A 13169-nucleotide genomic window follows, 5' to 3' on the forward strand; every position below is an offset into this window, starting at 1 on the left:
TCCCCTGCAAGCGCTTTTGGGCGATGGCACGGGAACTCGAGTCACCGCTGCCATACAGAGGAAGATTTGAGACGTCATTGAGTTGGAATATTCTACCCTCATCGCCCCCGGGTTTTTCCGCCACAATATGACTTTTGACATCAGCGAGATCAACACTCAGCGCCATACCGCAAGCACCGTCCTATCGTCGTCGGAATCAGGGAACAGATACTGGATGACGCGCAGCAGCTCCCATTCGGTGATGGGATTGTCCACGTTGCGCCCGGCCAGCTCCTTGACGCAGTAGCCACGGACCTGCGGATGCTTGTCCATATCCTTGCCGATGCCGTCGGTGGTGATCATGATGCAGTCGCCGCGCTGCAAGCGACCGGATTCGACGATCGGATAATCGCCATGGTGCTCGTGGCCGGCCCCGACGATCGAATAGTCGTCATGCCGTACGGAAGGCAGCGCGACCACGCGGTTGGAATCGGCATAGAGACCGTTCCTGAAACGCACCGTGCTCAGGGATTCCACCCGATCTGCAGCCGTTGGATCTTCGGAGTAGTTGGCACCGGAGTGCAGGATGAATCCGCTGCCGTCACCGGCCAACATCGCCCGGACGTATTCAGTCGGTTCCGGCTCACCTGTGGACGGGGCGTCGCCGCCGGCATGGTCGGCGGCGCGTACCACCAGTACCTCGCATGTCGTGCCCAGTATGCCGCCGGCAATCTCGTCGTCGCTGAGCATCGGTTTGCCATCCCGACCGTATCCCAGCTTGCTGCAATAGTTCCGCATGCTCGCGCAGACGTATGCGGTGACTTGGCTGAAATCGAGATGCCGTTGCCACTCGGCCTCGCCCGGAGTCAACGCTTCGAGCTGGCGCCGGGTCTCCTTGATGGCGCTTTTCACGGCCAACTGCGCGCCGTAGCGCGAATACCGTGCGGCGGATACACCGTCGGCGATGGCACCTACGATGTAACGTCCTTCGGCGGCGGTGCCGCACGCCACTGCATCCTCGCGCACGCTGGGCTGCGCGCCGGGAGAGTCCGATTGGTGGTGAAGCCCACGTGTGGAGGCGAATCCGACGAGCAGGCCTTGGTGCGAGACCACATCCGCCACGGAGGACGCGCACGCCAGCTGCTGGTTCTCATCGGCGGCGAACAGCGGTGCTTCGGGCAGATCGGCTTCGCCGATATTCGTCACGCCGCGCCGCCACCCGGAGTTCACGGTCTTCAAGTATTGGCCGAGCCATGCTGAGGAGAGGGTATCAACGTGCCGAATGGGTGCATCTTCGGCTGGTGTTGACGGCGTGGCCGGGGAAGCCTGGCGTGGCGCCGGAGTCGCGGAATCTTCCGGAGATGGAAATTCCTCGGACGGTGCCGACACCGTGGACTGCGTGTCGCCGTTGTCTGCAGGGACCATATCGTCAGCCGAGGAGGAATCAGCGGCCGGCGGTGTCGGGGCCGGCTGAGCGTCGTTCGCCGGTGGCTGAGGCTCGGCATTATCTGCGGCATGGTTGGGGGTGATACGCTCCGGCACGGATTCCGTGGCGGCGTCGATCGGAGCCTGTTCGGACGCGGATGGCGACGGTACGGCAGATGTGGGAACGGTGTCCGGGGAAGCGGTGCCGGGGCCAGTCTGGACGACGATGGGCCGTGTGGGGTCCTCGTCCACGGCGGAGTCCGTGGCCTGCGGTTCCGGAGCGGACGTCGAGGGGCCGTTAGACGTGGGCTCCTCGGTAGCGGATTGCGCGGCACCCTCAACCGGCGCAGCGTCAACCCGGTCGGTCGGCGTGGTGTCCGGGGATGAGGGGAGCAGCGACGTGTCGCCAGCCTTCGGTGCGATATGCTGCGCTGGTGCGACCATATATTCGCTCCTTACGAAGATGATGCCGGAACGGCGGAAGAAAAACTCCCGAATGCGGATGAGGATACGGTAGACCCTTGAGAGATCGCCGCCTTCTTGCGGGGAAAACTCAGTACGGGGATCGTTCGGCGTCATCGTCACAGGTCTGCCAGCAGATCGTCGGGATCGCCGGTGCGCCTCATCCTCTCATCGAAGTCACGGAAGAATGCGTCGTCAAGCGTGCCGGCACCGGACTTGATCGACGATATCGAATACTGCACCGCATCGATGAACTTTTCGATCATGGCGATGGATCTCGAAGGATCGGAATCGATGTAGTAGTTGCCATGGTTGCCGCACTGGTATTTCGACAACTTTCCTTCGGCTTCCTGGCAGACGCCGATGCTGATGAAATTCGGCCGGTGTTCGAAATCGTCGGCCGAGATTTTGCTCCACCATTCGTTGATGCGTTCGTCATCGTCACCTTCGGGCTTGCCGTCGGTCAGGAAGAACACGACCGGCGTGTTCACCTGAATCTCAGCCAGCGAAGCCTCTCGCTGCAGATTGTCCATACGATGCTTGAGTTCGTCGTACAGCAGGTGGAAGGCTTCGCTGTAACGCGTCTGCCAGTTGGTATCGAAACGATAGTTCTTGTACCGAGTGAATTCCTGATATTTGCACAAAGGGATGGCGACTTCCGCCGTCTCATTGAAAGGGATCAACTCCAAGCGGATGCGGCTCTGCAGTGTCGGCTTGGAGTCGCAGATGTCGATGATGGCGGGCAGCAGTTGGTTCGCGGCGTCGATGCGCGTCGCGCTGGTCTTTGAGGAGTCGGTGTTATCGGCCGGTCAGCCCATGGACTGGGAAGTGTCGATCAGGAAAAAGAGCGGAAAAATAAATTTGTCATTGACGATACGCATGGTACTGGCTCCCTTCTCTACCCGCGCCGCGGCATGCGGCGCCTGTGGCGCTTATCGCGGCGCCAGACGCTGACAATCGGAGAGCCCGAAGGGGCCAGTCGTACGACTATGGCTCAATATATCACGGTGCGAGCAGCGTACGGGGGAGTGTCGCCGCACTTCGGGCGCCTTCACGGCATCTCCATCATTAGTCGCGCGTCCGGTTCCCGATCAGAGGCGTGATGTCGCCGATGCTCCCGGAATCAAAAGTAAAAATGTCGTAGTCGCGTTGCAGGTTCATCCAGAATTCGGGGGTCATGTCAAATGCCTTCGCGAGCCTATGCGCCATAGCCGTGGAAATGCGGCGGCGTCCGTTGATGATTTCGCCGACCGCCGTTTCGGATACGCCGATGGCTTTGGCAAGGCGATAGTTGCTGATGTGCATCGGCTCCAAGAACTCTTCCTTGAGAATCTCCCCGGGTGCACTGACATACGGGTTAGCTGTGGTAGTCGTCGAATCGGACATCATACGCCTCCTTGGTTTCGTCGTTCCATCGAAAGACAAGGCGATATTGCCTGTTCACCCGGATGCTCCAGTAACCTGCCAGATCTCCTTTGAGGCGTTCGAGCATGTTGCCCGGTGGAACCTTGAGATCGCGGAGCGAATGTGCCGCCTTGAGCATTTGAAGGCGGCGGGCGAGTTGCCGCTCGCAACCGGTCGGATATCCCGGCGGGTAGGGGCCGCCATACAGGAAATCATTCAAGGCCTTGTCTCGTGTGGTTATGGACATGATAGTATCGCATTCCGTTAGTAACGTCAAACGTTAGTATCGTGATTGTGGTACAGAACCAATGGTGCTGGCTCCCCTCGCTGAGGGGAGCCAGCATTCGCGGCGCTAGCCGGCGAACAGGCGGGAGGCCTGGGCTTCGGCGTCGGCGTAGAGGGTGGAGGCCGAGGCGAGCGCGCGCTGGATGGACTCGAGCGAGGCCTCCATCTGCTGCTGCGCGGCGCGCCATTGTTCGGCCACCGAGGCGAATTGCGTGGCGGCCGAGCCGCGCCACACGCCCTGCAGGGCGTTGAGATTCGCGTACATGCCGTTCACCGCCTGCCTGATGGCGGCGACGGAGGCGTTGACGGCTGCCGATGAGGACTGGATCTGCTCGGAATCCACTTGATACTGCGGCATGATCGTTCCTTTCCAAGGTGATGTTGTGCGGTTGTGCCGGCGGCGGACCTCTTGGCGAAGCCGACCGCTAAGGTGGACGATATGACAGATCGCGAGAACGGATACGGAAAATCGGCCTCTGTGGTCGAAGGTTTGCGGCACGGCGTGTTGCCAGTGCTTGCAGTGTGTGCGATGGTGCTGGCGGTGGCGTTCGGGGGTGCGTATGCTCCGATGGCGCTGGCCGACGACGGATCGGGCACCGGCTCGTCCGGCGATTCCAGCGTCACGGATCAGGGGACCTCCACCTTCACCGACGACATCACGGACACCAACAATCTGCTGGGCGCCGACCTGTCGGCCGTCACCGATGCCATCAAGAAGACCAAGCAGGACACCGGCGTGACGGTCAAGCTCATGTACATTCCCTCCTTCGGCACCACGGACAAGCCGGCCAAGTGGGCCAGCGACGTGCTCGAGGCGCTCAAGCCCGAGCACAACACCGTGATGATGGCGGTGGCCTCGGAGGACGGCAATCTGGTGGTCGCCGTCTCGTCGAACTCCGACGAGTGGCTGAAGAAGCAGCAGACCGTCGACGACCTGTCGAAGGTGGCCACCGATCCGCTGCTCAAGGACACGCCCGACTGGGCCGGGGCGGCCACGGCGATGATGGACGAGATCGCCAAGGTGAAGCAGACCTCGACGTCGTCGTCCACCGTGACCGTCGGCATCGTGGTGATGGTCGCGGTGCTCGCGGTGCTTGTGGTGATCATCGTGGTGACCGCGATCATCCGCAGCCATCGCAAGAAGAAGGCCCGGAAGGGCAAGGCTCGCCGCCGCCACAAGGCGCCGTCCGCCAAGGGGCGTGCATCCGCGCCGGCCGACACCTCCGCCGATTCCGCCGCTGCTCCTGCAGCCGCTCCCATCGCCGATGAATCCGCAGCCGACGCCGTGCCGGACGCGCAGGTTCCTTGGTCCGTTACGCCGGCCGACGAAACCCCCGAACGCCCCGAAACCGCCGTCCCGGCGCCGGAATCGGACCAGCCGGACGACTCCGGCGTGATTGTTCCGTAAGATTCAGTCGGTATTCAGGAAACCCTCAGACAGCCGGGACATGCTGGGAGCCATGAGTAAGTCTATTGAAGCATCGATTGTTGTCGTCGACGACGAACCCTCCATCCGGGAACTGCTCGTCGCATCCCTGCACTTCGCGGGTTTCGAGGTGGCCACCGCGGCTTCCGGCTCCGAGGCCATCGAGGTGATCGAAAAGACCCAGCCCGACCTGATCGTGCTGGACGTCATGCTCCCGGACATCGACGGATTCACCGTCACCCGCCGCATCCGCCAGGAAGGCGTCGATGCGCCGGTGCTCTTCCTCACCGCCCGCGACGATACGCAGGACAAGGTGATGGGCCTGACCGTCGGCGGCGACGACTACGTCACCAAGCCGTTCAGCCTCGAGGAGGTCGTCGCCCGCATCCGCGCGATCCTGCGCCGCACCCGCGAACAGGTCGAGGACGACCCGGTCATCCGCGTCGGCGATCTCGAGATCAACGAGGACTCCCACGACGTCTCCCGCGCCGGTCAGCCGATCGATCTGAGCCCCACCGAATACAAGCTGCTGCGCTACCTGATGGACAACGAGGGCCGCGTGCTCTCCAAGGCGCAGATCCTCGACCACGTCTGGCAGTACGACTGGGGCGGCGACGCGGCGATCGTCGAATCCTACATCTCCTACCTGCGCAAGAAGGTCGACGGCATCGAGGTCGATGACGGCAACGGCGGCAAGCGCAAGGTGACCCCGCTGATCGAAACCAAGCGCGGCATCGGATACATGATCCGCGAGCCGCGGGCCGCACAGGGCGCATGACCGGCATGGGCAATCCGTCCCCGAACGGCGCCTCGCCGAACCCGGGGCAGGCGGCCGGAGCACAGGAGACGCAGTCGGAGCAGCAGGCGCAGCAAGCGCCCCAGCCGGCGCAGGGCTCGCCGCAGCCCGCCGCCCCCGAAGCCAAACCGTCGTGGTTCTCCAGCCATGTGCGCCGCCGCGTGGACGCGATTCCGCTGAGCACCAAGCTGGTGGCGTGCATCGTCGTGCTGCTCACCATCGGATCCTTCGGCCTGTCGTTCTCGATCCGCCAGCTGGTCGGCAACTATCTGCTCGAAAAGGTGGACAAACAGCTGATCCAGCAGCGCGTGCTGGTGGTCAACGGCAGCGAGCTGCTGCAGCAGGCCGACAACAACAGCCAGGCCTCGCTTGGCCTGAACGAGTACTACCTGCAGATCCGTGATCTGAACTACAAGGTCTACCGCACCCCGCTGCCGGCCATCGTCATCCAGGACGGCGTGACCTCCGAGCCGGTGCTGCCGGCCGACGGATCCATGGGATCGGTGGAGCTTGGCGTGCCGTTCACCACCACGGCACTGGTGAAGACCACATCGCCCAACGCCGACCACGCCGCGGTGGCGTCCGCGCGCTCGCCCTGGCGCGTTCTGGCGCTGAAGCTGGTCGACAAGGACAACAATCCGAACGGCTACGCGTTCATCGGCCTGTCGCTGAGCGACGTCATCGACACCGCGGACACGCTCACCCGGTATTGCACGATGCTCGGCATCGCCATCGTGCTGCTCGGCGGCGTGATCGGCACGATCGTCGTGCAGGCCACGCTCGCCCCGCTCAAGCGCATCGAAAAGACCGCGGCGAAGATCGCCGCCGGCGACCTGAGCCAGCGCGTGCCGAGCGCGCCGGAAAACACCGAGGTCGGCTCGCTGTCGGCCTCGCTGAACGCGATGCTGGCGCGCATCGAGCAGAGCTTCCACGAACAGCAGGAGACCACCGACAAGATGAAGCGGTTCGTCTCCGACGCCAGCCACGAGCTGCGCACCCCGCTGGCCGCCATCCACGGCTATGCGGAGCTGTACAAGATGCAGCGCGATTTCCCGGGGGCGCTCGAGCGCGCCGACGAGTCGATCGAGCACATCGAGGCTTCGAGCACCCGCATGACCGTGCTCGTCGAGGACCTGCTGTCGCTGGCCCGCCTCGACGAGGGCCGCGGCATCGACATCACCCAGCAGGTGCCCCTGACCTCGCTGATCTCCGACGCCTCCGACGACCTGCACGCGCTCGACCCCGAACGCGGCATCAGCGAGGGCGTGCTCGAGTTGCGGCCGGCCGAGGGCGACCTGCCCTCACGCTTCGTGTTCGTGCCCGGGGACATGCCCCAGGTGACGCTCACCGGCGACGGATCGCGCCTGCGGCAGGTGATTACCAACATCGTCGGCAACATCCACCGCTACACGCCGGCCGACTCGCCGGTGGAGGTGTCGGTCATCGTGATGCCCGCGTCGATCAGCCCCGAATCGCTGTCGCGCATGCCCGCCACCGAGACGTCGATGCGCCACCTCATCGAGGCCATCGAGGTCGGCCAGTCCATGCAGGTCGGCATGAACTACGCGATCGTGCGGTTCTCCGACCACGGGCCCGGCGTGCCGGCCGAGTCGCGCTCGCAGATCTTCGAGCGGTTCTACACCGCCGATCCCTCGCGCGCGAGGGAGAAGGGCGGCACCGGCCTCGGCATGGCGATCGCGCAGTCGGTGGTCAAGGCCCACCGCGGCTTCATCTGCGCCACCGGCACCGATGGCGGGGGGCTGACCCTCACCGTCGTGCTGCCAATCGCCCCCGTCGAACCGCATGTCGTGACGGCCGCGGACGGCGCGGATCGCAGGAACCGCACGAGCAAGACCGATCGGAAAACCCCTAAGCCCGACAAGAAAACCAAGCAGGTCTGAACAGACCTTGGGGTAAACTGATAATTTGGTTGATTCGGATAGGCGATTGGCCTGCGATGCAGTAGTGAGGTGTGATTCAGATGCCCAGCGGACGTGTGCGTTGGTTTGATGCGAACAAGGGATACGGCTTCATCACGAACGAGGCCGGCGCGGACGTGTTTCTTCCCGCCGTCGCCTTGCCGGATGGCGTGACCACCCTGCGCAAGGGGGCCAAGGTCGAGTATTCCGTCGTCGACGGCCGCAAGGGGCCCCAGGCGATGGGTGTCCGCCTTATCGAGAGCGCCCCGTCGATGGTCAAGGCCACGAGGCCGAAGCCTGACGACATGGCGGCCATCGTGGAGGATCTGATCAAGCTGCTGGACTCCGCGGGCAACGGCCTGCGCCGCCACCACTACCCTTCGCAGGCCGACAGCAAGAAGCTGGCCACGCTGCTGCGCGCGGTGGCTGACAACTTTGACGTACAGGACTGAGATATATGCCCGAAACGACACTGGATCCCGTATCGATCGCACGGGCGGTCGCCCTTGACGTGGCGGATGCGCCCGATCAGGTCGGCGATTTCGTCGAGGCGATCGAACTTGACGACCATGTGACGGATTTCCGTTTCGTCTGCGCCACCAAGGGGTATGAGGGGTGGCAGTGGACGATCACGTTGTACCACGACGTCGAGGCGGAGCACTGGACGGTGAACGAATCGTCCCTGATTCCCACCGATGCCGCGCTGCGCCCGCCGGAATGGGTGCCGTGGAAGGACCGTCTCGAGCCTACCGACCTGTCGGTCACCGATGCGCTCGGCACCGATCCCGACGATCCGCGCCTGGAGACGGGCCTGGATCTGGCTCAGGCCGCCGTGGCGGAGGTGTCCGAGGAACCGGCGGCGGAGGAGAAAGACGCCAAGGCGCAAGCCGATGCGCCGGTCGCCGCGTCCGGCGACGCCGCTGCGGCCGATACGGCGCCGGCGCCCGCTCCGGACGCGTCCGGCGATGCGGCCGACACCGCGGCCGACGGCGATGCCGATGCCCCGGCACCGACCTCGCAGGAGGATATCGCCGATGCGGTGAACGAATTCGAACTGTCGCGCCGGCATGTGATGAGCCCGCTCGGGCGCGCCCAGACGGCGAAGCGCTGGTATGAGGGTCCCCGCGGTCCGAAGTCCCTGTCCACCAAGACCGCGGACGGCAACATCTGCGCGAACTGCGGCTTCTTCATCCAGCTCAAGGGCGATCTGAACCTGATGTTCGGCGTGTGCGCGAACAAGTGGAGCCCCGACGACGGGCGCGTGGTGTCCGTGGATCACGGGTGCGGCGAGCATTCGGAGATCGAGCCGCCGGAGCCGACGCATCTGTGGGTGCAGTCCAAGCCGGCGTACGACGATCTGCACATCGACGTGGTGGCCCAGGCGCCTCGCGAGGAGCGGGGGCCGGTCGAGCTCATCGAGCAGCTTGAGGCCGCCGGCATCGAGATCCCCGAAGGCGCGATCGTCCTCAGGTCCCAGCTGCCCGAGTGATCGCCGCGCACGTTGCCTGTCGTTCAAACGTAAGGGGCTTCCCTCAAGCGAGGGAAGCCCCTTGTTCGTATTAGTCGTGAATTTTGGCTCCCCTCAGAGAGGGGAGCCAAAATTCATGTCCCGGGTATGCGCGGTCGCTCAGTGCACCACGGTGAGCGTGCACTCGGCGAGGTTGACGAGTTGCTTGGACACCGAGCCGAGGAAGTGCGCGTCGAATCCGGACAGGCCGCGCGACCCGACCACCAGATGGCTCGCGTAGCGGGACGCCGAGATCAGCCCCTTGGCCGCGGAGATGTGGAAGGCGTGCGAGCGGATCTCGACGCCAGCGTCGAGTATGGTCTGCGCCTCGCTCTCCACCATGGCCGCCAGCACATCCTCGGCCCGCTTCTGCCCCTCGTCGATCGGGGCGATCGCGTTCTCGTAGCCCGCGATCGTGCCGAGATCCTTCAGTTGCCAGCAGAACAGCACATGCAGGGGCAGGTGGTGCACGCTCGCCTCATGGATCGCGAACCGCAGGGCGTGCCGCGAGGTGTTCGATCCATCCACGCCAACGACCACCGGGCGGTGGTTCTCCTCGGTGTCCGGGCGGGCGAACCCGACTGGGGCGTTGCCGGGCGTCAGCGCGTTGGCGATCGCGTCCTGCATGCTCTCGTCCTCGTCGTTGAAGATGCGCACCACGGTCACCGGCACCTTCGCCTCCTGCACCAGCGACGCGGAGAACGAGCCGGTGAACCAGCGGGCCACGCGGCCGAGCGAGCGGCGCCCGACCACCAGCTGCTGGGCGTCGTGCCCGATCTGCAGCAGCGCGGACGCGCCGGACGCGTGCACCGAGGTGAGCGTGACGTTGTCGGTCGTCAGGTCCAGACCGGCCACGGCCTCGTCGACCCACGACTGCAGTTTCTCGACGATGCTTTGGCGGGTGCGCTCCCAGGCCTCGTCGCTGTCCGGTTCGGAGCCCATGTCCCACGATCGGGTCCAGCCGTACACGGCGTTGACCCGCTGCCCGGTCAGCTGGGCCTCGCGCAGCGCCCAGCGCAGCGCGGCGAAGGATTCGTCGGAACCGTCGACCCCGACCATGATGTCGGCCATGGTTCCATTGGATGTGTTGTCGGTCATGATGTCCTCCTCCACGAAGAGCCGATACGTCCAGCATATCGTCATTCGTTGCGTCTAGAGCGCAATTCGGGGGCGAAACGTCATAAACGTCACCGCGAATCGGTAGAGTGTTGAAACGACTACCAAGAGTGGAAGGACAAGCATGTTCGAACGGTTTACCGACCGTGCCCGGCGCGTGATCGTGTTGGCGCAGGAAGAGGCTCGCACCCTTCAGCACAACTACATCGGCACCGAACATCTGCTGCTCGGCCTGATCCGTGAGGGCGAAGGCGTCGCAGCGAAGGCGCTCGCCGCGAAGGGCGTGACCCTGGAGGACACCCGCAAGCAGGTCGAGGAGATGATCGGCAAGGGCAACGCCGCACCCAACGGCCACATTCCCTTCACGCCGCACGCCAAGCAGGTGCTGGAGCTGAGTCTGCGCGAGGCGCTGCAGCTGGGGCACAGCTACATCGGCACCGAGCACATCCTGCTCGGCCTGATCCGTGAGGGCGAGGGCGTCGGCACGCAGGTGCTCATCAAGATGGATGTGGACTTGGGCGAGCTGCGCAGCGCGACCATCGATATGATCCGCGGCAATTCGGCCACGACGGACGCCGGCAAGGGCGATCTGGCGAACGCCGGCGGTGTGCAGGACAAGCGCAGCCAGACCGGCTCCGCGATCCTCGACCAGTTCGGCCGCAATCTCACCGCCGAGGCCGCCGAAGGCAAGCTCGACCCGGTGATCGGCCGCAGCAAGGAGATCGAGCGCGTGATGGTCGTGCTCTCCCGCCGCACCAAGAACAACCCGGTGCTGATCGGCGAGCCCGGCGTCGGCAAGACCGCCGTCGTCGAGGGCCTCGCGCAGAAGATCAACGCGGGCGACGTGCCCGAGACGCTGAAGGGCAAGCAGGTCTATTCGCTGGATCTGGGCTCCATGGTGGCCGGTTCGCGCTACCGTGGCGATTTCGAGGAACGCCTCAAGAAGGTCCTCAAGGAGATCAAGACCCGCGGCGACATCGTGCTGTTCATCGACGAGATCCACACGATCGTCGGCGCCGGCTCGGCGGACGGCGCGCTCGGCGCCTCCGATATGCTCAAGCCGATGCTGGCCCGCGGCGAATTGCAGACCATCGGCGCCACGACGACCGACGAGTACCGCAAGTACATCGAGAAGGACGCGGCGCTGGAGCGTCGTTTCCAGCCGATTCAGGTGCACGAGCCGACGATCGCCGAGACCATCGAGATCCTGAAGGGCCTGCGTTCGCGCTACGAGAACCACCACAAGGTGACGATCACCGACGGCGCGCTGCAGTCCGCGGCCGAACTGTCGGCCCGCTACATCCAGGACCGCAACCTGCCCGACAAGGCCATCGACCTGATCGACGAGGCCGGCGCCCGCTTGCGCATCAAGCGCCTGACCGCGCCGCCCGAGCTCAAGGAGCTCGACCAGAAGATCGCCAAGCTCGCGGGGGAGAAGGACGAGGCCATCAAGGGCCAGGACTTCGAGAAGGCCGCCGAGCTGCGCGACAGCCAGGAGAAGCTGGAGGCCGAGCGCAAGAGCAAGGAGGCCTCGTGGCGCGAGGGCGGCTCCGACGTCAAGATGGTCGTGGACGAGGACGTGATCGCCGAGGTGATCTCGAACACCACGGGCATCCCGGTGTTCAAGCTCACCCAGGCCGAGTCCAAGAAGCTCATGAACATGGAGTCCGAGCTGCACAAGCGCATCATCGGCCAGGACGAGGCGGTCTCCGCGCTGTCCCGTTCGATCCGCCGCGCCCGCGTCGGCCTGAAGGATCCCAAGCGCCCGGCCGGTTCGTTCATCTTCGCCGGCCCCACCGGCGTGGGCAAGACCGAGCTGGCCAAGACGCTCGCCGAGTTCCTGTTCGACGACGAGGACGCGCTCATCCGCGTGGATATGTCCGAGTTCTCCGAGAAGTACGCGGCCTCGCGCCTCTTCGGCGCGCCCCCGGGGTACGTTGGCTACGAGGAGGGCGGCGAGCTCACCGAGAAGGTGCGCCGCAAGCCGTTCTCCGTCGTGCTGTTCGACGAGATCGAGAAGGCCCACCCGGACATCTTCAACACGCTGCTGCAGGTGCTGGATGACGGCCATCTGACCGACGGCCAGGGCCGCAAGGTGGACTTCAAGAACACCATCATCATCCTGACCACGAACCTCGGCACGCGCGACATCGCGAAGGCCGCCAACACGGGCTTCAACCTCGGATCGAACAACGAATCGAGCTACCAGCGCATGAAGGACCAGGTGTCGAGCGAGCTCAAGCAGCAGTTCCGCCCCGAGTTCCTCAACCGTCTGGACGACATCATCGTCTTCAGGCAGCTGACCGAGCCGGAGGTGCGCCAGATCGTTGACCTCGACGTCAAGCAGCTCAACGACCGCCTGTTCGACCGCCACATGTCGCTCGAGCTGACCGACGCGGCCAAGGACCTGCTCGCGCAGAAGGGCTTCGACCCGCTGCTCGGCGCCCGCCCGCTGCGCCGCGTGATCCAGCGCGACATCGAGGACGCCATCTCGGAGAAGATCCTGATGGGCGAGCTCGAGGACGGCCAGAAGGTGACCGTGGACACCGAGGGCGACAACGTGCTCGACGAGGAATTCACCTTCAAGGGCGAGGACTTCGAACAGCCGAAGCCCGCGGAAGGCGCCGAAGGCGATGCGGCCGGCGATGCGGCAGCCGCCGGTGCTGAGGACGCCGAGGCCGAGGCGCCTGCCGGCGACGACCAACCCAAGTTCGTGTCCGCATCCGATGCGGCCGCCGGCGACAGGACCGAAACGCCGCGCCAGTGACGCGACCCGGTCCGGCGGCATGAGCCTTGCCGGATATGGAAGAAGCTCCCCTTGTGGGGAGCTTCTTCCATATCCGGCATTAC

The 13169-nt window shown here is 64.7% G+C and carries 13 protein-coding genes; 7 read left to right on the plus strand and 6 right to left on the minus strand.

Annotated features, from left to right (window positions below; genetic code table 11):
• Positions 1-156: 156 nt before the first annotated feature.
• A complete protein-coding gene (locus BBSC_RS13260) occupies positions 157-1983 on the minus strand; it encodes a protein phosphatase 2C domain-containing protein (protein ID WP_144414421.1) in 1827 nt (608 codons plus the stop codon).
• Between the two features lie 2 nt (positions 1984-1985).
• The gene (locus tag BBSC_RS04920; RefSeq protein WP_033519891.1) at positions 1986-2510 is read right to left on the minus strand and encodes a hypothetical protein; all 525 of its coding nucleotides are present in this window, start codon (positions 2508-2510) and stop codon (positions 1986-1988) included.
• A gap of 82 nt (positions 2511-2592) precedes the next feature.
• Between BBSC_RS04920 and BBSC_RS04925 the strand changes: the two genes are divergently transcribed.
• Positions 2593-2820: a hypothetical protein gene (locus BBSC_RS04925; protein WP_144414422.1), complete on the plus strand. Its 228-nt coding sequence runs from the start codon at positions 2593-2595 to the stop codon at positions 2818-2820.
• A 114-nt stretch (positions 2821-2934) separates the two neighbouring features.
• Here BBSC_RS04925 and BBSC_RS04930 read toward each other — a convergent pair whose 3' ends face one another.
• The 3 genes from BBSC_RS04930 to BBSC_RS04940 all read right to left on the minus strand — a co-directional run bounded on the left by BBSC_RS04930 (position 2935) and on the right by BBSC_RS04940 (position 3913).
• The gene (locus BBSC_RS04930) at positions 2935-3255 is read right to left on the minus strand and encodes a HigA family addiction module antitoxin (protein WP_231649288.1); all 321 of its coding nucleotides are present in this window, start codon (positions 3253-3255) and stop codon (positions 2935-2937) included.
• Positions 3224-3517, minus strand: a complete 294-nt coding sequence (locus tag BBSC_RS04935; protein ID WP_065422515.1) for a type II toxin-antitoxin system RelE/ParE family toxin — start codon at positions 3515-3517, stop codon at positions 3224-3226. Before BBSC_RS04935 ends, BBSC_RS04930 begins: the two co-directional genes overlap by 32 nt.
• A 105-nt stretch (positions 3518-3622) precedes the next feature.
• Complete coding sequence (locus BBSC_RS04940) at positions 3623-3913, minus strand: WXG100 family type VII secretion target (protein WP_033519894.1); 291 nt, start codon at positions 3911-3913, stop codon at positions 3623-3625.
• Positions 3914-4066: 153 nt separating this feature from the next.
• On the opposite strand from BBSC_RS04940, the gene BBSC_RS04945 reads away from it, so the two are divergent.
• The 5 genes from BBSC_RS04945 (at position 4067) to BBSC_RS04965 (ending at position 9185) form a co-directional block, all read left to right on the plus strand.
• Positions 4067-4963, plus strand: a complete 897-nt coding sequence (locus tag BBSC_RS04945; protein ID WP_144414423.1) for a TPM domain-containing protein — start codon at positions 4067-4069, stop codon at positions 4961-4963.
• 52 nt (positions 4964-5015) lie between these two features.
• The gene (locus BBSC_RS04950; protein ID WP_033519902.1) at positions 5016-5759 is read left to right on the plus strand and encodes a response regulator transcription factor; all 744 of its coding nucleotides are present in this window, start codon (positions 5016-5018) and stop codon (positions 5757-5759) included.
• A gap of 5 nt (positions 5760-5764) precedes the next feature.
• Positions 5765-7678, plus strand: a complete 1914-nt coding sequence (locus BBSC_RS04955; RefSeq protein WP_081892865.1) for a sensor histidine kinase — start codon at positions 5765-5767, stop codon at positions 7676-7678.
• A gap of 80 nt (positions 7679-7758) precedes the next feature.
• Complete coding sequence (locus BBSC_RS04960; protein ID WP_033519896.1) at positions 7759-8148, plus strand: cold-shock protein; 390 nt, start codon at positions 7759-7761, stop codon at positions 8146-8148.
• 5 nt (positions 8149-8153) lie between these two features.
• Complete coding sequence (locus BBSC_RS04965; protein ID WP_046726212.1) at positions 8154-9185, plus strand: DUF3027 domain-containing protein; 1032 nt, start codon at positions 8154-8156, stop codon at positions 9183-9185.
• Between the two features lie 138 nt (positions 9186-9323).
• Here the strand turns inward: BBSC_RS04965 and BBSC_RS04970 are convergent, their stop codons facing one another.
• Positions 9324-10301, minus strand: a complete 978-nt coding sequence (locus BBSC_RS04970; protein WP_033519906.1) for a universal stress protein — start codon at positions 10299-10301, stop codon at positions 9324-9326.
• A gap of 142 nt (positions 10302-10443) precedes the next feature.
• Here BBSC_RS04970 and BBSC_RS04975 point away from each other — a divergent pair, with 142 nt between their 5' ends.
• The gene (locus tag BBSC_RS04975) at positions 10444-13086 is read left to right on the plus strand and encodes an ATP-dependent Clp protease ATP-binding subunit (RefSeq protein WP_081892858.1); all 2643 of its coding nucleotides are present in this window, start codon (positions 10444-10446) and stop codon (positions 13084-13086) included.
• The last annotated feature ends 83 nt before the right edge of the window (positions 13087-13169 follow it).

Origin of the sequence: Bifidobacterium scardovii JCM 12489 = DSM 13734 (genome assembly GCF_001042635.1) — a bacterium.
GTDB lineage: Bacteria > Actinomycetota > Actinomycetes > Actinomycetales > Bifidobacteriaceae > Bifidobacterium > Bifidobacterium scardovii.